This window comes from Ichthyenterobacterium magnum (assembly GCF_003610635.1).
Classification (GTDB): domain Bacteria; phylum Bacteroidota; class Bacteroidia; order Flavobacteriales; family Flavobacteriaceae; genus Ichthyenterobacterium; species Ichthyenterobacterium magnum.
The window spans coordinates 37081-63147 of the sequence record NZ_RAQJ01000004.1 but is presented as its reverse complement, the minus strand read 5'-3'; the positions used below and the strand labels follow the sequence as shown (position 1 = coordinate 63147).

At 31.5% G+C, this 26067-nt stretch carries 25 protein-coding genes; 16 read left to right on the top strand and 9 right to left on the bottom strand.

Features of this window, described 5'->3' with window-relative positions:
• Positions 1-54 precede the first annotated feature (54 nt).
• Positions 55-1809, bottom strand: coding sequence for an ABC transporter ATP-binding protein (locus BXY80_RS10435; RefSeq protein WP_120201696.1), 1755 nt, complete (start codon positions 1807-1809; stop codon positions 55-57).
• A 135-nt stretch (positions 1810-1944) separates the two neighbouring features.
• Here BXY80_RS10435 and BXY80_RS10430 point away from each other — a divergent pair, with 135 nt between their 5' ends.
• From BXY80_RS10430 to yajC, 4 genes are all read left to right on the top strand, one after another.
• A complete protein-coding gene (locus BXY80_RS10430; protein ID WP_120201694.1) occupies positions 1945-3048 on the top strand; it encodes a Glu/Leu/Phe/Val family dehydrogenase in 1104 nt (367 codons plus the stop codon).
• A gap of 102 nt (positions 3049-3150) precedes the next feature.
• On the top strand, positions 3151-4095 hold the full coding sequence (gene nusB, locus BXY80_RS10425; protein WP_245977261.1) for a transcription antitermination factor NusB: 945 nt from the start codon (positions 3151-3153) through the stop codon (positions 4093-4095).
• A gap of 122 nt (positions 4096-4217) precedes the next feature.
• Positions 4218-4715, top strand: a complete 498-nt coding sequence (locus BXY80_RS10420; protein ID WP_120201691.1) for a DUF1573 domain-containing protein — start codon at positions 4218-4220, stop codon at positions 4713-4715.
• A 9-nt stretch (positions 4716-4724) separates the two neighbouring features.
• Positions 4725-5009 (top strand): preprotein translocase subunit YajC, encoded by a 285-nt coding sequence (gene yajC, locus BXY80_RS10415; RefSeq protein WP_120201689.1) that lies wholly within the window; start codon positions 4725-4727, stop codon positions 5007-5009.
• A 78-nt stretch (positions 5010-5087) separates the two neighbouring features.
• Here yajC and BXY80_RS10410 read toward each other — a convergent pair whose 3' ends face one another.
• A complete protein-coding gene (locus BXY80_RS10410; RefSeq protein ID WP_120201687.1) occupies positions 5088-5684 on the bottom strand; it encodes a YdeI/OmpD-associated family protein in 597 nt (198 codons plus the stop codon).
• A 1-nt stretch (position 5685) separates the two neighbouring features.
• Positions 5686-6924 carry a peptidase T gene (pepT, locus tag BXY80_RS10405; protein WP_120201685.1) on the bottom strand — a complete coding sequence of 413 codons (1239 nt, stop codon included), beginning with the start codon at positions 6922-6924 and terminating at the stop codon, positions 5686-5688.
• 129 nt (positions 6925-7053) lie between these two features.
• Between pepT and BXY80_RS10400 the strand changes: the two genes are divergently transcribed.
• A complete protein-coding gene (locus BXY80_RS10400; RefSeq protein WP_120201683.1) occupies positions 7054-8076 on the top strand; it encodes a quinone-dependent dihydroorotate dehydrogenase in 1023 nt (340 codons plus the stop codon).
• 41 nt (positions 8077-8117) lie between these two features.
• On the opposite strand, the gene BXY80_RS10395 is transcribed toward BXY80_RS10400, so the two are convergent.
• The gene (locus tag BXY80_RS10395) at positions 8118-10049 is read right to left on the bottom strand and encodes a T9SS type A sorting domain-containing protein (protein WP_120201681.1); all 1932 of its coding nucleotides are present in this window, start codon (positions 10047-10049) and stop codon (positions 8118-8120) included.
• Between the two features lie 107 nt (positions 10050-10156).
• Positions 10157-11107, bottom strand: a complete 951-nt coding sequence (locus BXY80_RS10390) for a T9SS type A sorting domain-containing protein (RefSeq protein WP_120201679.1) — start codon at positions 11105-11107, stop codon at positions 10157-10159.
• Positions 11108-11246: 139 nt separating this feature from the next.
• On the opposite strand from BXY80_RS10390, the gene BXY80_RS10385 reads away from it, so the two are divergent.
• The 6 genes from BXY80_RS10385 (at position 11247) to guaB (ending at position 16901) form a co-directional block, all read left to right on the top strand.
• On the top strand, positions 11247-12110 hold the full coding sequence (locus BXY80_RS10385; RefSeq protein WP_120201677.1) for a hydroxymethylglutaryl-CoA lyase: 864 nt from the start codon (positions 11247-11249) through the stop codon (positions 12108-12110).
• Between the two features lie 182 nt (positions 12111-12292).
• Entirely contained in the window at positions 12293-13450 is a 1158-nt protein-coding gene (locus BXY80_RS10380) for a porin (RefSeq protein ID WP_120201675.1), read from the top strand.
• A 134-nt stretch (positions 13451-13584) separates the two neighbouring features.
• Positions 13585-14112 carry an FMN-binding protein gene (locus BXY80_RS10375; RefSeq protein WP_120201673.1) on the top strand — a complete coding sequence of 176 codons (528 nt, stop codon included), beginning with the start codon at positions 13585-13587 and terminating at the stop codon, positions 14110-14112.
• A complete protein-coding gene (locus BXY80_RS10370; protein ID WP_120201671.1) occupies positions 14113-14604 on the top strand; it encodes a hypothetical protein in 492 nt (163 codons plus the stop codon).
• Between the two features lie 47 nt (positions 14605-14651).
• Positions 14652-15350 carry an Insecticidal toxin complex protein gene (locus tag BXY80_RS10365; RefSeq protein WP_120201669.1) on the top strand — a complete coding sequence of 233 codons (699 nt, stop codon included), beginning with the start codon at positions 14652-14654 and terminating at the stop codon, positions 15348-15350.
• Positions 15351-15428: 78 nt separating this feature from the next.
• A complete protein-coding gene (guaB, locus tag BXY80_RS10360) occupies positions 15429-16901 on the top strand; it encodes an IMP dehydrogenase (RefSeq protein ID WP_120201667.1) in 1473 nt (490 codons plus the stop codon).
• A gap of 9 nt (positions 16902-16910) precedes the next feature.
• Here guaB and BXY80_RS10355 read toward each other — a convergent pair whose 3' ends face one another.
• The 4 genes from BXY80_RS10355 to BXY80_RS10340 all read right to left on the bottom strand — a co-directional run bounded on the left by BXY80_RS10355 (position 16911) and on the right by BXY80_RS10340 (position 20198).
• Positions 16911-17498: a phosphatase PAP2 family protein gene (locus tag BXY80_RS10355; RefSeq protein WP_120201665.1), complete on the bottom strand. Its 588-nt coding sequence runs from the start codon at positions 17496-17498 to the stop codon at positions 16911-16913.
• A gap of 63 nt (positions 17499-17561) precedes the next feature.
• Positions 17562-19412 (bottom strand): M1 family metallopeptidase, encoded by a 1851-nt coding sequence (locus BXY80_RS10350; protein ID WP_120201663.1) that lies wholly within the window; start codon positions 19410-19412, stop codon positions 17562-17564.
• A 101-nt stretch (positions 19413-19513) separates the two neighbouring features.
• Positions 19514-19750, bottom strand: coding sequence for a hypothetical protein (locus BXY80_RS10345; RefSeq protein ID WP_120201661.1), 237 nt, complete (start codon positions 19748-19750; stop codon positions 19514-19516).
• Positions 19743-20198, bottom strand: a complete 456-nt coding sequence (locus BXY80_RS10340; RefSeq protein ID WP_120201659.1) for an SRPBCC family protein — start codon at positions 20196-20198, stop codon at positions 19743-19745. The genes BXY80_RS10345 and BXY80_RS10340 overlap by 8 nt, the downstream gene beginning before the upstream one ends.
• 158 nt (positions 20199-20356) lie before the next feature.
• Between BXY80_RS10340 and BXY80_RS10335 the strand changes: the two genes are divergently transcribed.
• The 5 genes from BXY80_RS10335 to BXY80_RS10315 all read left to right on the top strand — a co-directional run bounded on the left by BXY80_RS10335 (position 20357) and on the right by BXY80_RS10315 (position 26058).
• The gene (locus tag BXY80_RS10335; protein ID WP_120201658.1) at positions 20357-22303 is read left to right on the top strand and encodes a peptidylprolyl isomerase; all 1947 of its coding nucleotides are present in this window, start codon (positions 20357-20359) and stop codon (positions 22301-22303) included.
• A 2-nt stretch (positions 22304-22305) separates the two neighbouring features.
• The gene (locus BXY80_RS10330) at positions 22306-23160 is read left to right on the top strand and encodes a peptidyl-prolyl cis-trans isomerase (RefSeq protein WP_317124929.1); all 855 of its coding nucleotides are present in this window, start codon (positions 22306-22308) and stop codon (positions 23158-23160) included.
• Positions 23144-24577, top strand: coding sequence for a peptidylprolyl isomerase (locus BXY80_RS10325; RefSeq protein ID WP_317124928.1), 1434 nt, complete (start codon positions 23144-23146; stop codon positions 24575-24577). The genes BXY80_RS10330 and BXY80_RS10325 overlap by 17 nt, the downstream gene beginning before the upstream one ends.
• A 1-nt stretch (position 24578) precedes the next feature.
• Entirely contained in the window at positions 24579-25532 is a 954-nt protein-coding gene (locus BXY80_RS10320) for an AAA family ATPase (RefSeq protein WP_120201654.1), read from the top strand.
• Positions 25533-25629: 97 nt separating this feature from the next.
• Positions 25630-26058, top strand: a complete 429-nt coding sequence (locus BXY80_RS10315) for a hypothetical protein (protein WP_120201652.1) — start codon at positions 25630-25632, stop codon at positions 26056-26058.
• The last annotated feature ends 9 nt before the right edge of the window (positions 26059-26067 follow it).

Genomic DNA, 26067 nt, shown 5'->3' with positions numbered 1-26067 from the left:
TGTTGTTTTCTTGTACCAAAAATCTAAAAAAAAAGATTACTAACCAACAAATAACTATATTTCTTTTTGGCTAAGTTGTTTGTTGTATAATTCTTTATAATAACCATCGGTATTTACTAGTGTTTCATGAGATCCACTTTGTGTGATTTTACCATCTTCAAGTACAATTATTTTATCTGCATCTTTGGCTGAAGAAATTCTATGGCTAACAATTATTGTTGTTTTTCCTTTAGAAACCTGTCTGAGGTTTTTTAGTATTTTTTCTTCGGTTTCTGTGTCTACTGCAGATAAACAGTCGTCAAATAAAAGAATCTCTGGAGATTTAATTATTGCTCTAGCAATAGAAATACGTTGTTTTTGGCCACCAGAAAGTGTAATACCACGTTCGCCTAATTTGGTATCGTAACCATTAGTGAATGCTATGATGTTTTTGTGAACATCGGCATTTTTAGCAGCTTTAATGACTTCATTTTCAGTAGCATCTTCTTTACCAAACATAATATTGTTTTTGATGCTATCTGAAAATAAAAAGGCATCTTGAGGCACGTATCCTATGCTATTTCTTAAGCTGTTAAGATGTATTTGATCTATCTGTTTTCCGTCAATTTCAATCACACCTTCTTGTACATCATAAAGTCTACCTATTAAATCTAATATTGTAGACTTACCAGAGCCAGTTTTACCTAAAATGGCTAGAGTTTCTCCTTTTTTAATTGAAAAACTAACCTTGTTTAATGCTTGTATATTGGTATCAGGATACGCAAATGAAACATTTTTAAAATCTACATTTCCATTTATTATTGATGGCGTATTATTATTGTTTTTAATATCTGGTTCTTGTTTTAAAAACTCATTAATACGTTTCTGAGATGCTTCGGCTTGTTGAACTAAATTTGTAACCCAACCAACAGTAGCTACAGGCCATGTTAGCATGTTTACGTATATTAAAAATTCTGCAATTGTACCAATATCTTTTATTTCTCCATTTATATATTGCATGCCACCAACATAAGCTACTAGTATGTTACTTATACCTATTAACAAAATCATAGACGGAAAAAATAAGGCTTGCACTTTAGTGAGATTGATTTGCTTTTGTTTACTCTCATTAGAAAGTGAGTTAAAAGCATTAATATTTTCTTCTTCAATACCATAAGACTTTATAACAGAAATACCGCTAAAAGATTCTTGAGTATAAGTAGAAAGGTGTGATAAATATTGTTGAACAATAGTGCTACGTTTATTAATAACCGTACTTAGTTTATATATAATTACAGATAGAATTGGTAGCGGAAGCATTACGTATAACGTTAATGTTGGAGCAATATTTAACATGTAAATTAAGGCAACAATAAAAAGTGTTATCATGTTTATAGTATACATTATTGCTGGTCCTGTATACATTCGTACTTTGCCTACATCTTCACTTATTCGGTTCATTAAATCTCCAGTTCTATTAGATTTATAGAAACTCAATGACAGGTTTTGGTATTGTTTATAGACTTCATTTTTTAAGTCATATTCTATATGTCTAGATACATTAATAATAGTTTGGCGCATTAAAAAAGTAAAAAGACCAGCAATTAATGCAGCTACAATTAGATATATAATATTTAAACTTAAATCATTTTTAAATGCCTCATGGGTAATCTCATCATTAAGCCTTTTTGAAATTACAGTAACAGACTTACCTATTAGGCGAGGTGTAAATAATGCAAATATTTTCGCACAAATTGTAATGAGTATTCCAAATAGTAGGCGATATCTGTATTTATAAAAATACTTGTTTATATGTTGTAAGGCATTCATTTAAAATATACTATGTATTTAGTTTTTAACAATCTGCTATTTTAACAATCATAATTTTGCGAAAACTCTAATATTAATTTATTTTTGCTCGCTGTTTTTACTGATTTAATAAAACTGCAGATTAAATTTTATTTTATGGTTTCAGACGTAATAAGTTCAAAAGAACTTTCTAAAATAGACCCAGTTTTTGGGCAAAATTCATTCGATAATCACGAACAAATCGTTTTTTGCAACGACAAAGATACTGGTTTAAAAGCAATAATTGGTATACATAACACAGTTTTAGGACCTGCTCTTGGAGGCACAAGAATGTGGCAATATAATAACGAATGGGAAGCTTTAAACGATGTTTTGCGTTTATCTCGAGGTATGTCTTTTAAGTCTGCAATTACAGGATTAAACTTAGGTGGAGGAAAAGCTGTTATTATTGGTGATGCTAAAACTCAAAAAACACCTGAGCTTATGAAAAAGTTTGGTGAATTTGTTCATTCTTTAAGCGGTCGTTATATAACTGCTGAAGATGTTGGAATGGATACAGCAGACATGGATTTAGTACGTGAAGTAACACCTTATGTTACTGGTATATCAGAAGATAAAGGTGGTGCAGGTAATCCATCTCCAATTACTGCTTATGGTGTGTTTATGGGCATGAAAGCCGCTGCAAATTTTAAATTTGGAAGTGATGTATTAGAAGATAAATCAATATTTGTTCAAGGTATTGGTCATGTTGGTGAAGCGCTAGTAGAGCATCTTGTTAATGAAGGCGCAAATGTTACAATTGCAGATATTAACCAAGAACGATTAGAAAGTATTAAATCTAAGTATGGCGTTACCATTTATGAAGGTAATGATATTTATAGTGAGCCTATGGATATTTATGCACCTTGTGCACTTGGCGCAACAATAAATGATGAAACTGTATATAAGTTAAAAGCAAAAGTTGTTGCTGGAGCAGCTAATAATCAATTAGCAGATGAGACTGTTCATGGTAAATTATTACAAGACAGAGGTATCGTTTATGCACCAGACTTTTTAATTAATGCAGGCGGAATCATCAATGTATATGCAGAGTTAGAAAACTACGGAAAACAAGAGATTATCCGTAAAACAGAAAACATATACAATACAACTTTAGAGATATTAGATTATGCTAAAGCTCACGATATAACAACAAATTCTGCAGCTTTAAATATTGCTAAAGAGCGTATTGAAACTAGACGAAAAGAAAATTTAAAATAGTTAAAGCTTCGGCTTAAATTATTTTTGTACTCATAAAATTATAGTATTTTTGCAAAGCGAAAGTGATTAAACTTTCGCTTTCTTAATTAAAAAGTTCTTTACATGTTAAATAGAAGACATATACGTATAAAAGTCATGCAAACCTTATATGCCTTTAAGGGGACTGAAAGTGATGATTTTAAGAAGGATGAAAAATTTCTTCTTCACAGTTTAGATAGTATGTACGATTTGTATTTAAGCATGTTAACTTTACTTGTAGAGGTGCATAAAAAAGCCGAAGACAAACAAGAAAAGAAGCAGAAGAAGTTTTTAGCAACTCACGAAGAAAAAAATCCCAATTCAAAGTTTATAAATAATGAAGTATTACGTTCATTAAGAAATAATACGGTACTTAAAAATGAACTTGAAAAACGAAAACTAAACCTTTGGTATTTAGATTTTGAGTATGTTGATATTATATATAAAGCTTTACTAGAAAGCGATATTTATAAAACATATATGGCTACTGAAGTTTCAGATTTTAATGAGGATAAACAGTTTGTTGTAGACATGTTTACTCAAATTATAGCACCTAATGATAAGCTATACGATTATTTTGAAGACAAAAAATTAACTTGGTTAGATGATCTTCCTGTAGTTAATACTAATATCTTAAGACTATTAAACGCTGTAAAACCAAATTCTTCAGAAACTCATTTTACGCCTAAATTGCTTAAAAATAGCGAAGACAGAGATTTTGCAGTTGATTTGTTTAAAAAGACACTGCTTAATCGTTCAAAATTAAATGAAGAAATAGCAAAACGTACTACAAATTGGGATTCAGAAAGAATAGCAAGCTTAGACTCTATTTTATTGCAAATGGCAATATGCGAAATTCAAAAATTCCCTTCAATACCTACCAAAGTTACAATAAATGAATATTTAGAAGTAGCTAAAGAATATTCTACACCTAAAAGTAGTATGTTTATAAACGGTATTCTAGATAAAATAGTGAAAGAATATACTGCGCAAGGCACTTTAAACAAAATAGGAAGAGGCTTAATGTAGTAGAAGTTGGTATTACTGTTAATTTTTTGTTCAATTATCGAAAAAATTTTAATTAGAACAAATAATTAGTACTTTTAACGCCTTGAATGAAAAATAAAAATTAATAATTAAAATTTATAGTAATGAAAAAAGTGATTTTAGGTTTAAGCGCACTATGTATGGTAGCTTTTACATCATGTAAAGAAGATGCATCTAGCAAGATTAATTCAGAAAATGTAGCTGCAGCAGCTGAGAGAGATGCAACATCTGGAGATTTCCCAACAATTACATTTGAAGAGACTGAACACGATTTTGGTACTATTGTAAATGGTACTCCAGTTGAAACTAAGTTTAAATATAAAAATACAGGTAATTCTCCTTTAGTAGTAAGTAACATTAAGAGTACTTGTGGATGTACAGTGCCTTCAGATTGGAACAGAGAGCCTTTAGCTCCAGGAGAGTCTGCTGAGTTTACAGTTAAATTTAACGGTAAAGGAAAAGGAGCGGTTACTAAATCGATTACATTAACTACAAATACAGAAAAAGGTTCTGAAGTGGTTAAAATTAAATCATTTGTAGAGGCAGATCCTAACGCTCCAGCAAAGACTCCAGCTAAGCCGGTTATTAAACAAGTTCAATAAATAGTTTAGATGGAAGGATTAGGAAGTATGTTACCATTTGTAGCCATGTTTGCTGTGGTTTACTTTTTTATGATTGCACCACAAATGAAACGTGCAAAACAAGAAAAAAAGTTTGCTAGCGAGCTTAAAAGAGGCGACAAGGTTATCACTAAAAGTGGTATGCATGGTAAAGTCGTAGACCTTAACGATAAAGATAGTAGTTGTGTTATTGAAACATTAGCTGGAAAAATTAAGTTTGACCGTTCTGCAATTTCTATGGAAATGAGCAGAAAAATGAATGCTCCTGCTAAATAAAGCAATCTTTATATAAACTAAAAAAGCTTCAAGTTAATACTTGAAGCTTTTTTAGTTACACTAGTTTTTTAGTAATGGCTAGCAGTTTTTATACTTATCATGTAAACCAACACCTTGCATAATCATTGGTTTAATTTTATCTAACCTCGCCAGTTTTGTAGCATCGCGTTTAGCGGTAGAAATATACTCGCAATACTCACGCTGTTTTGATGGCGTTAGTGCTTCAAAGCTTGTTTTTAGCTTCGCATCTCTTTCTAATTCATTTTGTAATTCTGTAGGAATAATAGTTTCCTTTTTTGTTCTGGTTGGTTTTATTTCTCTTCCTAATTTCTGATTCTCAATAGCTTCCTTTACATAAGACAATACAATATATTTATTAATATCATCTATTGATTTAAAACGCATTTGTCGTAACGCTTTTGTTTTTTCTTGAGCATTTGTTAAAAGGTTTTGTTCATCTTTTAAAAAGACACCATTAAAAAACCAAATCCCAAAATGGTTTTTAAATGCACCAAGGCCTACTACGTTTTTACCATTTAGAGCATAAACAGGAGCACTCCATTTGACAGTTTCTTCTAATTCGGTTGAATTTATTATACGACGTAAAAGCGTTAAAGCTTCCTCGAAATGTGCATTAGTTTCTATATACTCTTCAACTGAATAGACTTTTTTCATCTTAAGATTTTTTAGCAGTTAGCTCAGCAATTTTACAAATGACTTCTGTAGCCTTAATCATGCTTTCAACAGGAACGTACTCATAACGCCCATGAAAGTTATGTCCGCCAGCAAAAATATTTGGACAAGGTAATCCCATATATGATAATTGAGAACCATCTGTGCCACCTCTAATTGGTTTTATAAGCGGTGTAATATTGAGTTGTTTCATAGCGTCTTCTGCTATATTTACAATATGCATTACAGGTTCTACCTTTTCTTTCATATTAAAATATTGGTCGCTAATTTCTATAGTAACCACTTCACGTCCATATTGTGTGTTTATATCATTAGTAAGTTTTTGTAAGACTTCTTTTCTTGCTTCAAAATGGTCTTTGTCATGATCTCTAATAATATATTGCAGCGTTGTTTCGTCTACTTTACCATCTATACTATATAAATGGAAGAACCCTTGGTAATCTTCTGTGTGCTCTGGAGTTTCCATTCTTGGTAAAGCATTAATAAACTCTGTAGCGATATACATTGAGTTTACCATTTTTCCTTTGGCATAACCAGGATGTACAATTTTGCCTTTAATTTTTACTTTAGCTCCAGCTGCATTAAAGTTTTCGTATTCTAGCTCGCCAATTTGACTTCCATCCATAGTATAAGCCCAATCTGCACCAAATCTTTCTACATCAAATTTATGAGCACCACGACCAATTTCTTCATCAGGAGTAAATCCAACACGAATAGTACCATGTTTAATTTCTGGATGCTGAATTAAATATTCCATTGCCGAAATAATTTCACAAATTCCTGCTTTATCATCAGCACCAAGTAATGTTGTGCCATCTGTAGTAATTAATGTTTGTCCTTTATAGAGTAATAAATCTTCGAAATAATCAGGAGAAAGTATAATATTTTCAGCTTCATTTAAAATAATATCTTTTCCATCATAGTTCTCAATAATTTGAGGCTTAACATTAGCGCCTGTAAAATCTGGAGTTGTATCAAAATGAGAAATATAACCAATGGTTGGTACGTCATGGTCTACATTGCTTGGTAGCGTAGCCATAATGTATGCATTTTCATCAATGCTCACATCTTGCATTCCAATAGCTTTTAGCTCGTTTACTAAAGCGTTTGCTAAATCCCATTGTTTTGCAGTACTTGGTGTTGTATCACTTTCTGGATCAGATTCTGTATCTACAGTCACGTAACTTACAAACCGTTTTATTATGTCTTCTTTTGAAATCATTTTAATGCTTTTAAAATATCTATAAGGAATATATTACTACTTAGACTTCAAAAATACCACTAATTTCTAAATTGAATGTTAGCATTTTTAATCAAATGAATAGTATTTTTGCAGCTCAATATCTTTTTCATGTACAAGTTAATTATAAGACCATTGTTTTTTCTGTTTGACCCAGAAAAGATTCATCATTTTACATTCTCTGCAATTAGAAATTTAAGTAAAATTCCTGGATTTTCATTTTTATTTAGAAAGCTATATCTAATTGAAGACAAAAGATTAGAACGCAAACTTTTTGGTTTAACGTTTAAAAACCCAGTTGGGTTAGCAGCGGGTTTTGATAAAGATGCTAAGTTGTATAGCGAGTTAAGTAACTTTGGATTTGGTTTTATAGAGATAGGAACTTTAACGCCAAAACCTCAATCGGGAAATCCAAAAAAGAGACTATTTCGTTTAAAAGAAGACTCAGCAATTATTAATAGAATGGGGTTTAATAATGGAGGAGTTACAGAAGCAATTGAGCGTTTAAAGAAAAATAAAGATGTTCTTATAGGCGGAAATATTGGAAAAAATAAAGTAACGCCAAATGAAAAAGCTGTTGAAGATTATAAAATTTGTTTTCATGCATTGTATGATTATGTAAACTATTTTGTAGTTAATGTTAGCTCACCAAACACGCCAAACTTGAGAGCTTTGCAAGACAAAGAGCCACTTACTGAGCTTTTGCAGGTATTAAAAAATGAAAACTCAAAGAAAGATAACCCAAAACCAATTTTATTGAAGATTGCTCCAGACTTAACTAATGAGCAATTATTAGATATTATTGATATTGTTTCTGAAACAAAAATTGATGGTGTTATAGCAACAAATACAACTATCTCTAGAGATGGTTTACAATCTAATAATAAATCTGAAACTGGCGGATTAAGTGGAAAACCATTAACCAGTAGATCTACAGAAGTAATTCGGTTTTTAGCAACAGAAAGCAAAAAAGCTTTTCCTATAATTGGAGTAGGAGGTATTCATACAGCTAAAGAGGCTTTAGAAAAATTTGAAGCTGGTGCAGATTTAGTTCAGCTTTATACTGGTTTTATTTATGAAGGACCAAAGCTTATTAAAGACATTAATAAAGCATTAATAAAAAAAGCGAATTGAAATATCAATTCGCTTTTTTACTTTTTTATAAACTATAACTTTTATAGTTTTACAAATTTCTTAATTACTTTCTGTCCATTAGAATCAAGAATTAATAAATAGCTTCCTGAAGCAATATTAGACACATCTATTTGGTTGTTTTTTAAATTTCCGTTCAAAATATTTTGACCTAGTAGATTAACAATTCTATAGGTTAAACTTTCGTTAGATTCTTTCAGTTTAACATTAATAATAGTATTGTTTACTGGGTTAGGATAAATACGAATTGAATCAGCTGTAAACGTTTCGGTAGATAATGTTGTTGTACCCGTAAGGTTAATATCATCAATTGCTATATCACTATTAAAATTACTTCCTCTAATAGCTCTAAAGCGTATATTAATGGTTTGTCCTGCATAACCAGATAAATCTATTTGTCTAGTTAAGTAAGCATCACTTTGATTAGACTGTTGAGACCCAACAATAGCCTGAGTTACGTCGTTAGTATATCCTGAGCCAGAGTCAATATCAACATGCAGTTCTCCCATAGTGCTACCGTACATATGATATGCAAATTCAAACATAGCATCTGTGTAATTTATATTTATACAAGGTGAAATGAATTCGGCAACATCACCAGGATTAGAACCTGAAGCCTCAGTATATAAAAATACTCCAGAAGTATTTCCTGTGGTATTGTCGTTAAAAGGACCAGTATCGGTTGATGTCGTTGGTCCAGAAGTTGCATACCAAATAAAAGATGATCCAGCTTCGTTAGTTGCTGTCCAACCGTCTGTACTTGCTTGTAAAAAGCCTTCAAATCCTTCAACTAAGGGAACAGATTTTTGAGCGCCTACTTTTATGTATTCTAAGTTTGATTTAGAAATTGTGTTTTGTGCATTTGATATGGTTAATGTTACATCATAAATCCCACTAGTTGCATATGTGTGTGAAGGGTTTTGAGATGTGTAATCAATAATATCATCACCATCAACATCCCATTGCCATGACGTTGCTCCTGTACTATTATCGGTGAAATTTACAGTAAGAGAGTTACTACAAGAGCTTGTATTGTCTGCAACAAAATCTGCATCAATACTGGCACAATCAAAATAGTTTCTTGCTAATTGTTGCGTTGCATAAATTCTAGCTAACTGTTGGGGTGTAAAAGAGTTTCTACAAGATTTTCTGGAGTAAGACATTACATTACTAGTGTCTGGTACGTAACTATCTCCATTTGCATCAGTATCAGTTCCAGTATAAACACAAGATGAGTTTACATTACTGTAAGATAATCTAGGATCTGCTGGTGTGTCACAAATATAATCTCCTTCTGTTGTACAATTAGATCCATCAACTAACTCGTTTGCGGTACCACCATGTGTATGACGTAAAGAGAAAAAGTGTCCCATTTCGTGAGCTAGTGTACTACCATTTAATGCACAAGAATTATCCATTAAAATAGTATCTGCTCCACCAGGATAATAAGCATAACCACAAATAGCATAATTTCCATCTACAGTATCTACTCGAGTTACCGAATTTGCAAAATATATGTTTATAAGGTTTGGAACATTATTAGCAGTTAAAGCTGCTTCTTGATCATCTAGATAATCATAATAGGTATCATCATCTATATAGTTAATCCCATCACATAGGTAAAACTCAAGATTAGCACCAGCATAAAATGCATTCATTACATCCATTGCGTTATTTAAATCTGAAACAGATAAACCACCAGTACCTGCAGACGTCCTTAAAACATGTGCTTTAATAGGTACAGAAGTTACAGCATTTGCAGATCGAAACTCATTGTTTAAAAACGTTTGTTCTATTTGCAGAATTCGTTCTTTATTATCATTAAAAAACTCAATAGATTCTGCTGATTCTTTAGTGCCACAGCTTACATCTTGAGCTTGTGTGTTTAAGCTAAAAAAAGCTAATATAACTAGTGACAACTTTGTAATTTTTACTCTAGTATTTTTTATTACCATAATAGTGTAGGTTAATATTTAGGCGATAAAAATATACAATTTATCGTAATTATAAGCATTTAATCGAGGAATTGTTGATTTGCTAAATAATTTACTTTGCTCATCATTTAGTTTATAACTATTTTTTTTGTCGAAGTTACATTGTTTTCAAGTAATGTTTTTAAAAGATAAACTCCTTTATTTAGAGCAGTTAAGTTTAAAGTTATGTTTTCTTCTTTTTGTGTATTTCTAAGTGCGTAAACCTGTTTCCCTAATATATCATAAACAACTGCTTCTTTTATTGTATTTGTTGTACTAGTAGCAATATTAAAAACTCCTTTTGATGGGTTTGGAGATAATTGAAAACTATTAATGTCTAAAAATTCATCTTCTAAGCCTAATGTAGTCGAATTAAGAGTAAACGTAATTTCGGCCATTTTATTTCCGCCCACAGGAGAACTATTTAGCATGGATACTGCTACTGGGCTTATAGGGTTATCTGATGAACCATAATTTGCGCCTCCATCGGTTCCTGCATCATAAACAAAAACATCCATTGTAAATGTCTCTTTCCAACCATTATTAGAGTTGTCACCTGACCTTAGATTTAAACTATTAACAGCAATAAACCAATCTGGACTTGGTGCCACCATAGACACTAAAGTAATTAACGGAAAATCCTCACTAACGGTAATATTAGTAAAACCTGCTACTGAATCGTTACCAGCAAATGGCGAAAAATCGTCTCGAAGTAATTGGTCTGCTCGAGGTGGAACTGCATCAATTACATTGTTAATTTCGATTATAAATTCATCGTTATTTCCTCTTTCTGCAACATCTTTAATACCAGTTGTTGCATTAGTTCCTAAACTAACAAACTCATTTGGTGTATTATGTGTAGCTCCAATTAAATTTGACCAATGTGCATTACCTGGAACAGAAGAATGTTGCATACTATTCCAAATAGTAGTTACAGAAATATTGTAATTAGCTGTAGATTGAGCTTGAGCAGATAATGAAAATAATAAAACCAGTACGGCTAAATTATATTTTAAGAAAAGAGAAGTAAAGTTTTTCATAGTTGAATATTTTTCATATTTATATAGTTACGTCGATAAATGCTTGTACTTCCTTACAAAATTTTTTCATTTTTTTATTAAATTCTACTTAATACGTTATTAAAAATAATAGTACTTTTATCCTTTAATAATTTACTGAATGTCTTCCAAAATTAAGATTATAGAATGCCCTAGAGATGCTATGCAAGGCATAAAAGATTTTATTCCAACTGCGGAAAAAGTTCAGTATATTCAATCTTTATTAAGAGTAGGTTTTGATACTATTGACTTTGGGAGTTTTGTATCTCCTAAAGCGATACCTCAAATGGTCGATACAGCCCAAGTATTATCTCAATTAGATTTATCCAACACAACAAGTAAGCTCTTAGCTATTATTGCAAACACAAGAGGTGCTGTAGATGCATCACAACATCCAGAAATTAATTATTTAGGTTATCCATTTTCTATTTCTGAAAATTTTCAAATGCGTAATACACATAAAACAATTGCTCAATCAGTAGTAACGCTTTCTGAAATATTAGAGATTGCTAATAAAACAAATAAAGAAGTTGTGGTTTATATATCTATGGGATTTGGTAACCCTTATGGAGATCCTTGGAATGTTGATATAGTTGCAGAGTGGACAGAACGACTTAGTAAAATGGGAATTAAAATACTTTCTTTAAGTGATACCGTAGGTACTTCTAACCCAGAAAATATTGATTATTTGTTTTCTAACTTAATTCATAAATACCCAAATATTGAGTTTGGTGCTCACCTGCATACGACACCAAATACATGGTTTGAAAAAGTTGATGCGGCTTATAAAGCTGGTTGCAAGCGTTTTGATGGTGCAATACAAGGCTTTGGTGGTTGTCCTATGGCAAAGGATGAGCTAACAGGTAACATGCCAACAGAAAAGCTATTATCGTACTTTACTTCTAATAAAAATAATGATTTAAACGCCTTGAGTTTTGAAAGTGCTTACAACGAAGCATCAAAAATCTTCAATGCTTATCATTAATTATTCTTTTAAATTAATTTTATATTAAGCTTATTATTAGTCAATTATTAATCGTTTTTCTTTTTTATTTAAAATTAATCTAAATAAACTTTGTGTAATTCATTATCTGTTTTAAATTTGCAACTGCAAATAAACATTTATTTATATCAAGTCTAAATAAGAATAATAATTAATCAATAAAAATGAAAAAATTAACCTTACTAATTTCAATTTTAACAACATCATTTGTTGTTGCGCAAACAGTCCCAGATTCATTGAGTATTAATCCTCAAACTCAGCAAAATGCTGCACAACGTATCTTATCTGGTAATATTAATACAGGAGTTACTGTTGGTGGTTACGGTGAGATAACTTATAATCAACCAGAAGGTGATAATGGCGAGTTAGATGTACAACGTTTAGTATTACTTTTTGGATATAAGTTTAACGATAGAGTACAATTTGTAACAGAAGTAGAGTTAGAACATGTAGAAGAAGTATTTGTAGAACAAGCCTTTATACAATATAGTTTAAACGATAATGTTAATCTTCGTGGTGGTTTAATGTTAGTGCCAATGGGAATTGTAAATGAGTTTCATGAACCAACAACATTTAATGGTGTTGAAAGACCAAGTATTGACGGAAGTATTGTGCCTACAACATGGAGGGAAATTGGTGTTGGTGTGTCTGGTAAGTTTAATGAAGCTTCATTACGTTACCAAGCGTATATCTTTAATGGGTTTCAGTCTGTAAATGGATCTAAAGTTTTAGGCGGTAAAAATGGATTAAGAAACGGAAGACAAAAAGGAATTAAGTCTACTATAGATTCTCCAAATTTAGCTGCTAAGTTAGATTATTATGGAGTTCCTGGATTACGTTTGGGATTATCAGGATATTTTGGACGTACGCAAGCTGAAGATGATGTTGAAAAGATTGACGGAACTTCTGTAGGCATATCTATGGTTGGTTTAGATGCTCGTTATGCTAAAAAACGTTTTACAGCAAGAGGCCAGTTTATTCATGCAAGTATTAGTGATACTGAAGATTATAATACGCTCAATAATGCAGATTTAGGTAGTGCTTTACAAGGTTGGTATTTAGAAACTGCTTATAATTTATTACCATTAAATAAAGAACAACAACTTTATGCTTTTGCACGCTACGAAGACTTTGATACTCACGCATCTGTTGATGGCGGTTTAATGAAAAATGATAGCTACAACAGAAACGAATGGACCTTTGGTTTAAGCTACAAAATTGCTCCCGGAGCTGTTGTAAAAGCAGATTACCAAATTAAAGACAATGCAACAAGTGCAGATACTCCTAACCAATTAAATGTAGGTTTAGGTGTTTGGTTCTAAAAACATAAAATGAATACAACGATTTGAATTAGTTTTTAATTGTCCGATAGCTAAAGCTGAAACTTTATTTTTCACTTTAGCTATTTGGCATTTAAATTGTGTATTAACATTTTAAAATAAATTATCTTTGCAGCATGAATTTTAAACACATAGTTTTTACACTTCTAGCTTTGGCTTTATTGTCTTTTGGCTTACCAAAAAACATTCAAAAAAAAGTAGACAAGCAAATAAAAGCTACTTTTGAAGTTGAGCATTTTTCGCTTAATCCTATTGTTATAGATTCAGAACTGGCTAAAACTTTGCCTTCAAAATTTGGACTTGATAATTTATTTGAAATAAAAACTGATTCTACTTTTCTTGCTTATGCATATATATCTAAAGCAGCAAGTAAAACAGATAACTTTGATTATCTTGTACTTTTAGATAAAGATTTAATTGTTATTAAAGCCAAAGTTTTAGTGTATCGCGAAGATTATGGCGGTGAAATTGGTAGCAAACGCTGGCTTAAACAATTTATTGGTAAAACTCAAAATGACGAGTTAAGATATCAAGATAATATTATTGCCATTTCAGGAGCTACAATTTCAGTTAGGTCAATGACAAATGCAATGAATGATTTACTAAAGTCACTAAAAATTCTTCATTCAAAACAAGTGTTATAAATGCAGATAAACGGATTACTTCATACATTTCCTAAAGAATTAAAACTACTCATTGGTGCATTTATTATAGTATTAAGTATAGGTTTTTATACGGGTTTGTTGTTTGTAGGCCAAACATCATCTGCTAATCCTAATGGGATTGAAGAGCAGTATCTTGGTAACGAAACAGATGAAGATGCTGAGGTTATGAAGTTTAAAAAGAGCAATCAAGAGATGCTCACTTTGGTTCATAATCATATACTGTCTATGTCTATTATTTTCTTTTTAGTAGGCTTAATTTTAAGTACCACTAAATTAAAAAGAAAGCTTAAACTGTTTTTAATGATTGAGCCTTTTGTATCTGTTGTACTAACTTTTGGAGGAATTTATTTGCTCTGGAAAGGAATGCTATGGGTGAAGTATATTGTAATGTTTTCAGGAAGTTTAATGACCATTACTTTTTTGGCGTCAACAGCTATTATTTTTATTCAATTATTTCATAAAAAACAATAGAAGGTTTTATTTCTTGTATATTTAAGTGCTATGATTGTTACACTTAAATGAAAAATTACTTATTACTGTTTGCAATACTTTTCTCTATTTCTATTCATGCAAAAGAATGGAAAAGCCTACGAGCGTATCAAAAAGAAACACAAACAAAATTATTATCGCCTTCAGATTGGTTGTCATCAGATAGAAGAAACAACACACGTACTTGGCAAAAGGCAAATGCCTATAACCTTGGTAATAATAATGTACAAGCTTATAAAACCATTAGGCAACGTAGAGATTTTTATAGATGGCTAAATGCTGAGCTAAGAATAAAAGGACATGAAGTTGTATGGCTTTCTATGGCGCAATATATCTCGCATAAGTTAAGGTTAGTAGACGCATTTCCTTATAGTCTTTTTACAACCAAGCAATTTAAAAATTATACCAGAAATGGGAGCAAAGTTGTATTCAACAATGTGTTTGATGTATTAAAACAGTTATATGATTCTGAAATTATATTAAAAGGAAACGAGGCACTTGCTTGGGATAAATCTATTTTAAAAAAAGAACAGTACAAATGGATACAAAGTATTTATAATACTATGGATTCAAGAAGTTTAAATCAAATAGAGCGCGTTGCAAAAGGGAAGTTTTTATATGGTTTATTAGTCCCAAAAGCTATTCGTTTTAAAGGTGATATTTCTAAAGCAGAAGAACGCTATAATTATGCTTTAAATACATTAAGAGACTATTGCAAGAGTTTATAAAATTAATTTAACGATAGCATAAAACTAAATTCATAATTTTAGTCGTATCTTTGCATGCAATTATATCTTAATTGCATCATGACAGCACACGAAAACAAAATTGTTGGAGAAGGTTTAACCTACGACGACGTTCTATTAGTTCCAGCTTTTTCAGAAGTACTTCCACGCGAAGTAAATATTCAAACAAAATTTACACGTAACATTACTATTAATATTCCTGTTGTTTCTGCGGCTATGGATACTGTTACCGAGAGTAAAATGGCAATTGCTATGGCTCGAGAAGGTGGTATTGGCGTATTACACAAAAACATGACTATTGAGCAGCAAGCAGCTAAAGTTAGAAAAGTAAAGCGTGCAGAAAGCGGAATGATTATAGATCCAGTAACATTACCTTTAACAGCTAAAGTTAGTGACGCTAAACAATACATGAAAGAATATAGTATTGGAGGCATTCCTATAGTTGATAAAAACGGAATTTTAAACGGAATTGTAACGAATAGAGATTTACGTTTTGAACATAATAATGACAGACCAATTGTTGAGGTTATGACTAGCGAAAATTTGGTAACTGCTGCTGTAGGAACATCTTTAAAAGACGCTGAAACAATTCTTCAAGAAAATAAAATTGAAAAACTTTTAATTGTAGATGATAATTACAAATTAGAAGGTTTAATCACTTTTAGAGATATAACTAAGGTGACTCAAAAACCTATTGCAAATAAAGATACTTACGGAAGATTGCGTGTTGCTGCTGCACTTGGCGTAACAGCAGATGCTGTAGATAGAGCAGAAGCTTTGGTAAAATCTGGTGTTGATGCTGTAATTATAGATACAGCACATGGTCATACAAAAGGTGTGGTTACCATTTTAAAAGCTATAAAACAGCAGTTTCCAAAATTAGAAGTTATTGTTGGTAATATTGCTACTGGAGCCGCTGCTAAATATTTAGTTGAAGCTGGAGCTGATGCTGTAAAAGTTGGAATTGGACCTGGTTCAATATGCACAACAAGAGTAGTTGCAGGAGTTGGGTTTCCTCAATTTTCTGCGGTATTAGAAGTAGCAGCAGCTATAAAAGGCTCAGGAGTTCCTGTGATTGCTGATGGCGGAATACGCTATACTGGAGATATACCTAAAGCTATTGCTGCTGGAGCAGATTGTGTGATGCTTGGTTCTCTATTAGCTGGAACAAAAGAAAGTCCTGGAGAAACTATTATTTACGAAGGACGTAAGTTTAAGTCGTATCGCGGAATGGGTTCTGTAGAAGCCATGAAACAAGGAAGTAAAGACCGTTACTTTCAAGATGTAGAAGATGATATTAAAAAATTAGTACCAGAAGGTATTGTAGGTCGTGTGCCATATAAAGGTGAATTGTTTGAAAGTATTCACCAGTTTGTTGGAGGTTTACGTGCAGGAATGGGATATTGTGGTGCCAAAGATATTGTTTCGCTTCAAGACAAAGGTCAGTTTGTAAAAATTACAGCTTCAGGAATTAATGAAAGTCATCCTCACGATGTTACCATTACTAAAGAAGCGCCTAATTATTCGAGATAGAATTTGGATTTAAAATTTATATTTTAAGGTTAAAACATAAGTCTCTTTACCATCAGAAAAAAAGCCAACATCAATTTTCTTTTTTTCGTATGGTGCTGTAAAAAGATAAGTGCTTCCAATTCCAACAGTTGCTCCAGCAAGAACATCCCAAATGTCATGCCAACCATTTGGACCTTCCATCCTGCTAACACCAACAATGCCTGCTAGTAAGTAAGCCCATTTGCCATATTGCCAACCATAACGCCTTTGTATAAAGGAAGCTCCAGAAAAAGCAGATGTTGTATGACCAGACGGAAATGCATCAAATAAATTTCTGCCTTCAGGACGTTCTTTTTTAACTATTTTTTTTAGTGAGTGTGTTATAATAAAACTTGTTGAATATGATAAGGCAAATTGTTTTGTGCCTTTCCAATCGCCTTTTATTATTGTAGTTAATCCAGCTCCAATTGGTAAAGCAAGCTGAAGTATATCACCTGTGTCTTCTAATATAAATTCCCATTTTTCATGAGATTGATCATCAGGTTCTGGAGTTTGAGCTATTAAAATTTGATATGAACCTACAATGAAACAAATTGAAAAAAGAAAATACTTTTTCATTAGGTTGGTTTTTATTAAGTTAGTTACATATTTAACTCAAAAACACGTATGTTTATTGTTTTATCAAGGTTTATAGTCTAACAAAACATCAATAGTATTAGCTGTAACCGAATGATAATTTGGTCTAGATTTTTTATAAATAACTAGCGCTTCATCTATTTTATCATTTTTCTCATAAGCTTTAAATAATGTCTCTACATACCAACGTCTACCTACGCTAATAAGAAAATCTTCAATTTTAGAATCAACATTATTACCACGATAATCATTATTAATTGCTTGCTCAAACCAAACCATTGCAATATGTGAGTTGGTAGCGTTTGTAAAGTCAAAAGCATTATCTAGTAAAGCCATTTGCTCTTTAGTCATTGTTTTTGGAAAGTTTCTAATAAAATGAACCCATTCTTGAGTCGTCCAATCTTTTGTAAGTGAAATATCAACACTATTATTCTTTAAAAACTGAAGCATTGTTTTTTCAGCATTTTCAAATTTATCAGATGTAATAATGGCTTGATTGCTTGGGACACCAGGATTAAAAATCCACTCTTCTGTGTTAAATGTTACTTGATTTTTGTCTAATAAGTTTTCATTTAAATAGGCTATAAAATCTCCAGTTGTTATTGTAGAAAACGCATGCTTTTTAAAATACCCTTTTAAAAATGCATCAAACTTTTCACGACCAACAGTTTCTTCTAAAGTTCTTAAAAACAAATAGCCTTTATCGTATGCAATGCTATTCATACCATCGTCTGGGTTATGACCTTTTAAATCGAGTTTTAGTTTTGTTGCTTCAGGTGTTGCTTTTAAGGCTTCAATTTCTTCATCTAAATCTTGTCTGCCTATTAAAGCAATCATGTTAGCTCTATCTTTTCCGTAAAGGGCTTCCATAATTCGTATTTCAAAATAAACAGTAAAACCTTCATTAAGCCAAAAGTCATTCCAAGTCGCATTGGTTACTAAGTTACCAGACCAAGAGTGTGCTAACTCATGAGCAATAAGAGATGTCAAACTTTTATCTCCAGCTATAACTGTAGGCGTTGCAAATGTTAGTCTTGGGTTTTCCATACCACCAAAAGGAAAACTAGGAGGCAAGACAATTACATCAAATTGATCCCAGTCATAATCACCATAAAGGTTTTCTGCTGCTGCAACCATATTTTCCATATCAGAAAATTCATTCTTAACCTTGTCAATCATCGATTTTTCTGCATAAACACCTGTGCGTTCACTAATGCTTTTATACTCTATATCTCCAATAGCTAAAGCAATTAAATACGGAGAAATGGGTTGTTTCATTTTAAAATGATATACGCCATCTTTGCTTTTTTGCTTCGGATTTTCTGCACTCATAACGGCCATTAAATCTTTAGGTACTTTAACCGTAGCATTATAAGTAATACGAATTTGCGGACTATCTTGAATAGGGATCCATGTTCTAGTTAAAATCGCTTGACCTTGTGTAAATAAAAAGGGATGGTCTTTGTCTGCAGTTTGTTGAGGATTTAGCCATTGTAAAGCTTCAGTTTTTGAAGTTGTTTTATAAAAAACGGTAATGGTTTTTGTGTTTTCTTTTATATCTATTGTTAAAGACTGACCTAGCATTTCGTTAAATTCACCTAAAGAAAATGGTGTGTCTTTACCATCTGCTTGTGCTTTTTCGATATCTAAAAATTTAGAATCTAAAATGATTTTTGTAGCATTATTGTTTTCTATGGTATAGGTAGCACTTCCAGAAATGACTTTATCTTCAAAGTCTGCTTCAATGTTGAGGTCTAAATGTTTTATTACTGCTTTATTAGGTTGTGCATACGAGTGTGATTCTTCTACATAAGATTCAACCAATATATCTTCTTTTTCTTTTTGACAATTGGTTATAGCCAATACTAATGCAAATAATACTGTTAGTTTTTTCATGTGTATATGTATATTACTTTTTATAGGTCACATCGAATATCCTTATAATTATATCCTTTAAGGATTAAAATTTCAGTTACAGGATGTTTCATATTTAATTTTTATTCTGAATAGATTTGACCACGATGTGGTTTAAGCGCATCTCTTAAAGGTTTCATTTCATTTTCATCAACAACAAGAAAGGCAATTGCATGCATATCTGTAATGGCTTCAAAACCAGTAATGCTAACGTTAGATTTCTGAATTGTTATATATTCTTTTAAATGAATCTCATGATGCTGAGCAGTTTTTAGGGCGACTTCACCTCTAAAGTCCCAAATAAGTTTGAGTTTACGCATTGGCTACTGATGTTCCTTTTTCTGCAAAGTTTTTAAAATCATGCATGTATTTAAGAGTTTGTTTTTTAAAAGCGCGAGGCATTAAAAACGTCATAACCTTCATAGAGAAGTTAAGAGGCGTGAACTCGGCTTTAGATGTCCATTTAGTATAACCTTCTGGTGTTTGTGTAAAAAAGTTGACTTGTGCATTGTGCATGCCTTTTGTACTGTAAATTGCATGAAACTCATCAGGGAAATTACTTTTAGTAACAGTTTCTATAAGTTCCATTTTGCGTTTGCCTAACTGGTAATTAAGTTTCATTTTAGCACCAAACTCACCAGGTGTTCCAGAAATATGCTCGGTTGCAATAAGTCCTCTTTGCCAGTGTTTCATATTCTCAGCATTATTCATTTTTTTAACGAATTCATCCAAAGGTACTTTTACAATGATTTCTGATGTATACTTCATTTGTATATGAAAGGGATTTAATGCAATAAATATAATGAGTTTTTTTTATTTAACTTTTTTTTTAACACTAAGTATGCAACTTTTACGTTTCAAAAAAACTAGCTTGTATAATGTTTGAATTATACTATTTTTGCTGAAATGACAATATTAAATTAGTTATGAAGATTAAATTATTTTTGAGCACACTCTTCGTGTGTTTTACTGTACTTGCATTTGCCCAAACCAACAATGATGACGTTTTATTTACCGTAGATGATGAACCAGTAATGGCTTCAGAATTTGTTAGGGTTTATAGTAAAAACTTAGATTTAGTAAAAGACGAAACACAAAAAGATATTGATGCCTATTTAAAGCTATTTGTTAGTTACCAATTAAAAGTAAAAGAAGCTAAACGTTTAGGGTTAGATAAAGATGCTAAATACATTAGAGAGTTTGGTAATTATAAAAAGCAATTAACAACTAATTTTTTGGCTGATAATAAAGTTACAGACGCATTGGTTAAAGAAGCTTATGATAGAGTTTCTAACGATGTAAAAGCATCACACGTATTAATTAGAATAGATGAGTCTGAAAAAGATACTACAGCTGTTTATAATAGACTTTTAAAGTTACGTAATCAAATTGCTAAAGAAGGCTTTGATAAGGTAAAGAGTGCTGTGCATAATGGAAGTACAGTTTTTGCTGAAGACTTAGGTTATTTTTCAGGTTTTAAAATGGTTTATAGCTTTGAAAATGTTGCTTACAATACTAAAGTAGGAGAAATCTCTATGCCTTTTAGAACGCGTTTTGGGTATCACATCGTTAAGGTTTTTGATAAAAGACCATCATTAGGTCAAGTAAACGTTGCGCATATCATGGTGTCTAATAAACAAAAAGATAGTTTACTAAATCCAGAAACGCGTATCAATGAGATTTATAAAAAAATACAACAAGGCGAAAAATTTGAATCTCTTGCAAAACAGTTTTCAGACGATAACAGCTCGGCAAGTAAAGGCGGCGTTTTAGCTCCATTTACAGGAGGTCAATTAAGCTCTCAAGAGTTTGAAAATGTTGCTTTTAGTTTAAATGAAAAAGGAGAAATTTCAAAACCATTTAAAACAAATTACGGTTGGCATATTGTTAAGCTACTTGGCAAAAAAGGTGTTGAGCCTTTTGAGAATATGAAAGGAGAATTAGAAAATAAAGTTAAAAGAGATTCGCGTTCAAAACTTATAAATTCTGCACTTACAAAAAAGCTAAAAGCGCAATACAACGTTAGTAATAATGAAACTGCAATAAACTATTTTAAAACACTTATTGATGATTCGTTTTTTAAGAAATCATGGGTAATACCTGAAAACTTAAATAAAGAAGAAGTAGCACTTGCCATAGATAAAGCATCATTGTCTTATGGAGATTTTGCAAAGTATTTAATGAATAGTCAGCGTAATTACTTTAATAAGAAAACTGCGCCTGAAGTTGTTATAGAAAAAGAATATCAAACCTATTTAGAAAAAGAGCTTTTAAAATATCACGAGGCAAATTTAGAATTTGTAAATCCAGATTTCGCTCACGTTTTAAAAGAATATAGAGATGGTTTACTTCTTTTTGATTTAATGGAAAAAGAGGTTTGGAATGCAGCAACAAAAGATAGCGTTGGGCTTGAAGCATTTTACGAAAAGAATAAAAGCAATTACGTTTGGCAAGATAGAGTTGATGCTAAAGTATTTTCGTCATCAAAAAAGGAAGTTGTTTCTGAGGCTATAAAACTATTAGAAAAAGGTAAAACTGCCGAAGAGATAGCTACAGTTTTAAATGCCAATGGAGCGCAAAACATAATCGTAACAAGTGATGTTATGGAAAAAGGGCATAGAGCTTTACCAATAGCATTTGAGTTTAAAAAAGGTGTTTCTAAAATCTATAATTATAACGATGCCTATCACGTTATAGATGTAAGTAAAGTAATGCCACAAGGTATTAAAACATTTGATGAAGCTCGAGGTAAGGTAATTAGCGATTACCAAAATAGTATAGAAACAAATTGGCTCGATACATTAGGTAAACGCTATAATGTTAAAATAAACGATGCGGTTTTAGCTAAAGTTAAAACTCAAATAGCAAATTAAAGGTGATTAAAAAATCGGTTTTCATATTAATTCTGTCTATTTGTTTATCATCTTGTGATTTTTTTAAAACCATAGATGATAGAGTTCCTATTGCCAGAGTTAATGATAATTACCTTTACAAAGAAGATTTAAAAGATTTAATTGCTGAAGGTACTTCTGTAGAAGACAGCACACTTATAACAAACGGATTTATTAATCGTTGGGCTACACAATTACTTTTGGTAGAAGGCTCAGAAAGAAATTTATCTGAAGACAAACAAGATGAGTTTAATAAGTTAGTAGACCAATACAAAAAAGACTTATTTACAACAGCTTATTTAGAAGCCTTAGTAAACAAGAGTATCGACACAGTAGTTGTAGATGATGAAGCTCAAAAAGTGTACGAAGCTAATCGAGAAACCTTTAAGCTTAATGAAGAGTTAGTAAAGTTTAGATACATTACTATACCAGTAAATGCAATAGATAAAAAAGACATTGAAGAGCACTTTAAAAACTTCAATTTAGAAGACCAAAAGTATTTAGATTCTATATCTGTTCAATTTAAAACATACTCTTTAAATGATTCTATTTGGATTAAAGCTTCTCAGATTATAGAAAAGATTCCAGTACTCAATGCAAAAAATAAGAAAGAACTGTTAAAAAAATCTAATTTTATACAACTCAAAGATTCATTAGACCTATATTTGGTGCAAATTAAAGATGTGCTTTTTCAAAACGATTTTGCACCTCTAGAATTTGTTAAACCTACAGTAAATCAGATTATAATAAACAAAAGAAAGCTTGAGTTAATTAAGCAACTCGAAAAAGATATTACCAAAGATGCAATTAAAAACAATCAATTTGAAATATATAATTAATAAAAAAACAACGCTTTTATTTATCTTACTACTAGGTGTTTATAGTTCTTATTCTCAAGAAATAATTGAAGAGGAAGAAGCTAAACCAAAAACAGAGACTAATGCAACAAATGATAATAGCCGTGTTAAAGTTGATGGTGTAGTAGCCGTTGTTGGAGACTATGTAGTTTTAGATTCAGATATAGATAAAGAATTTATTCAATTACAAGCAAGAGGCGTTTCTACTGCAGAGATTACCAGATGTCAATTATTTGGGAAATTACTTGAAGACAAACTTTATGCGCATCATGCCATACAAGATAGTATTGTTGTTAATGAGTTGGAAATACGATCAAATATTGAGCAACAAATTAGTGCTTTTCTTGAGCAAAAAGGCGGTTCTATGGCAGAGTTGTTAGAGTTTTATAATAAAGACTCAGAGGAAAGCCTTAGAGAAGAAATGTTCGAAATCAACAAAAACCAAAAACTGGCTATGGATATGAAACGTAAAATTGTTGAAGACATAGAAGTGACTCCAGAAGAAGTAAGAGAGTATTTTAATAACATACCAAAAGACGAACGTCCAACATTCGGGACCGAGTTAAAAGTGGCTCAAATTATTGTGATACCTAAAGTATCCGAAGAAGAAAAACAACGTGTAATAAACAAATTAAAAGAGTTTAAAGCCGATGTTATAGAAAATGGTGCAAGCTTTACAACTAAAGCAGTGTTTTATTCTGACGATACAGAATCTAAAAAAACAGGAGGAAAGTATGTTTTAAACAGAAAACGCCCTAGAATGGTAAAAGAGTTTAGAGACGTTGCATTTTCATTACAAGAAGGTGAAATATCTGAACCTTTTGAAACTGATTTTGGATACCATATCGTGTATTTAGAAAAAATTAGAGGTCAAGAATATGATGTAAGGCACATTTTATTACGTCCAGAGCTAAGTGAAGAGGCTATACAAGAAGCAAAAGACAAAATAAATAAAATTAGAGAGCATATTGTAAATGGTGAAATCTCATTTGCAGATGCTGCTAAGGAATCTAGTGACGAGAAAGAAACTAGAAATGATGGCGGACAATTAATTAATCCTTACACACAAGATTATAGTTTTGAGTTAACTAAAATGGATCCAGAATTATATGGTCAAATTCAAGAGCTAAAAGATGGTGAAGTAAGTTTGGTATTACGTGATCAAGACAGAGTAAATAGAATCAAGTATAAATTACTTACAGTTACTGATAGAATTGATGAACACGAGGCAGATTTTGCAAAAGATTACTTAAAAATTAAAAGTTTGACTGAACAGGACAAGCAACTTAAAGTGATTGAAAAGTGGCAAAACGAAAAAATCAATGATACCTACATTAAAATTAACGGAGATTATAGAGACTGTGAGTTTAATAGTAACTGGTTAAAAACACAAAAATAATATGTCTGATGTTGCTGCTGTAGAACAGTTTGTAAAAAAATATAATGCCTTAAAGCAGGAAGTTGCCAAAGTTATAGTTGGTCAAGACGATGTTGTAAATCAAATACTAATTTCAATATTTTCTGGAGGTCACGCATTACTTATTGGTGTGCCAGGTTTAGCAAAAACCTTAATGGTAAACACCATTGCTCAAGCTTTAGGATTAGATTTTAAACGCATTCAGTTTACACCAGATTTAATGCCTAGTGATATTTTAGGCAGTGAAATATTAGACGAGAACAGACATTTTAAGTTTATAAAAGGACCAATATTTGCTAATATTATTTTAGCAGATGAAATAAACAGAACACCACCAAAAACGCAATCAGCTTTGTTAGAAGCTATGCAAGAAAGAGCTGTTACTGTTTCTGGTCATCATTATAAACTAAGCTTACCATATTTTGTTTTAGCAACACAAAACCCAATTGAGCAAGAAGGAACATACCCTTTGCCAGAAGCGCAGTTAGACCGTTTTATGTTTGCTATAAATTTAGATTATCCAACATTTGACGAAGAAGTACAGGTTGTTAAAGCAACCACAACAGATATACAAGCCACTGTAAATGCTTTGTTTTCTGCACAAGAGATTATAGATTTTCAAAACTTAATTCGTCGTATTCCTGTGGCGGATAATGTCATAGAGTATGCGGTTACTATGGTAAGTAAAACGAGACCAAAAGCATCTACAGCTTCAGATTTAGTAAAAGAGTTTGTAGATTGGGGCGCAGGACCAAGAGCATCACAAAACTTAATACTAGCAGCAAAAACACATGCAGCAATTCACGGTAAGTTTTCTCCAGATATAGAAAATGTACAAGCAGTTGCTCAAGGTATTCTTCGTCACAGAATTATTAAAAACTACAAAGCCGAAGCCGAAGGCGTTACAGATGAGCAAATTATTAAGAGTTTGTTTTAATTGTTTTATTACTTTTTTAATTGGATAGATTTATAGTATCTTAATATTAAACTTATTAAGTAACTATAAGATATATTGTTCATAATTAAAGCTGCACATGAAATTAAAATATATTCTTGTTTCCTTTTTAGTTATTACGTTAACAACCAGTTGTAACTCTAAAAGAATTCAGCATTCTAAAACTAAACAATTAGATAAAAGACTACTTGGAAGCTGGAAAGGATTTGAAGAAAATCAGATTATTGAAGGTGTTCAGTCTACATGGATTCAACATAGATTTGATGATGGAAAGTTTATTCTCCTAGCAGTTTATAATGGTGATTGTGATATAGAAACTGGCGCAGAAAAAGGCGAATGGTGGATTGAGAATAATCTATTTTATGAATTGCATTATTCTAGTGGTTTGACTGACATTTATGAGTACAAAGTTTTAGATGAGAATACGGTAAGATTTACAGCCAAAAAGATGTCTTTTAAAACCAATGCTAAAGTCTATCAGTTTACAGATTCTAGATTAAAAGAATAAATTTGCTAG

What these genes read in the sequence shown, in the direction of transcription:
- BXY80_RS10435 (WP_120201696.1), bottom strand. Translation starts at nt 1,809, where the DNA reads ATGAATGCCTTACAACATATAAACAAGTATTTTTATAAATACAGATAT.
- BXY80_RS10430 (WP_120201694.1), top strand. Translation starts at nt 1,945, where the DNA reads ATGGTTTCAGACGTAATAAGTTCAAAAGAACTTTCTAAAATAGACCCA.
- nusB (WP_245977261.1), top strand. Translation starts at nt 3,151, where the DNA reads ATGTTAAATAGAAGACATATACGTATAAAAGTCATGCAAACCTTATAT.
- BXY80_RS10420 (WP_120201691.1), top strand. Translation starts at nt 4,218, where the DNA reads ATGAAAAAAGTGATTTTAGGTTTAAGCGCACTATGTATGGTAGCTTTT.
- yajC (WP_120201689.1), top strand. Translation starts at nt 4,725, where the DNA reads ATGGAAGGATTAGGAAGTATGTTACCATTTGTAGCCATGTTTGCTGTG.
- BXY80_RS10410 (WP_120201687.1), bottom strand. Translation starts at nt 5,684, where the DNA reads ATGAAAAAAGTCTATTCAGTTGAAGAGTATATAGAAACTAATGCACAT.
- pepT (WP_120201685.1), bottom strand. Translation starts at nt 6,924, where the DNA reads ATGATTTCAAAAGAAGACATAATAAAACGGTTTGTAAGTTACGTGACT.
- BXY80_RS10400 (WP_120201683.1), top strand. Translation starts at nt 7,054, where the DNA reads ATGTACAAGTTAATTATAAGACCATTGTTTTTTCTGTTTGACCCAGAA.
- BXY80_RS10395 (WP_120201681.1), bottom strand. Translation starts at nt 10,049, where the DNA reads ATGGTAATAAAAAATACTAGAGTAAAAATTACAAAGTTGTCACTAGTT.
- BXY80_RS10390 (WP_120201679.1), bottom strand. Translation starts at nt 11,107, where the DNA reads ATGAAAAACTTTACTTCTCTTTTCTTAAAATATAATTTAGCCGTACTG.
- BXY80_RS10385 (WP_120201677.1), top strand. Translation starts at nt 11,247, where the DNA reads ATGTCTTCCAAAATTAAGATTATAGAATGCCCTAGAGATGCTATGCAA.
- BXY80_RS10380 (WP_120201675.1), top strand. Translation starts at nt 12,293, where the DNA reads ATGAAAAAATTAACCTTACTAATTTCAATTTTAACAACATCATTTGTT.
- BXY80_RS10375 (WP_120201673.1), top strand. Translation starts at nt 13,585, where the DNA reads ATGAATTTTAAACACATAGTTTTTACACTTCTAGCTTTGGCTTTATTG.
- BXY80_RS10370 (WP_120201671.1), top strand. Translation starts at nt 14,113, where the DNA reads ATGCAGATAAACGGATTACTTCATACATTTCCTAAAGAATTAAAACTA.
- BXY80_RS10365 (WP_120201669.1), top strand. Translation starts at nt 14,652, where the DNA reads ATGAAAAATTACTTATTACTGTTTGCAATACTTTTCTCTATTTCTATT.
- guaB (WP_120201667.1), top strand. Translation starts at nt 15,429, where the DNA reads ATGACAGCACACGAAAACAAAATTGTTGGAGAAGGTTTAACCTACGAC.
- BXY80_RS10355 (WP_120201665.1), bottom strand. Translation starts at nt 17,498, where the DNA reads ATGAAAAAGTATTTTCTTTTTTCAATTTGTTTCATTGTAGGTTCATAT.
- BXY80_RS10350 (WP_120201663.1), bottom strand. Translation starts at nt 19,412, where the DNA reads ATGAAAAAACTAACAGTATTATTTGCATTAGTATTGGCTATAACCAAT.
- BXY80_RS10345 (WP_120201661.1), bottom strand. Translation starts at nt 19,750, where the DNA reads ATGCGTAAACTCAAACTTATTTGGGACTTTAGAGGTGAAGTCGCCCTA.
- BXY80_RS10340 (WP_120201659.1), bottom strand. Translation starts at nt 20,198, where the DNA reads ATGAAGTATACATCAGAAATCATTGTAAAAGTACCTTTGGATGAATTC.
- BXY80_RS10335 (WP_120201658.1), top strand. Translation starts at nt 20,357, where the DNA reads ATGAAGATTAAATTATTTTTGAGCACACTCTTCGTGTGTTTTACTGTA.
- BXY80_RS10320 (WP_120201654.1), top strand. Translation starts at nt 24,579, where the DNA reads ATGTCTGATGTTGCTGCTGTAGAACAGTTTGTAAAAAAATATAATGCC.
- BXY80_RS10315 (WP_120201652.1), top strand. Translation starts at nt 25,630, where the DNA reads ATGAAATTAAAATATATTCTTGTTTCCTTTTTAGTTATTACGTTAACA.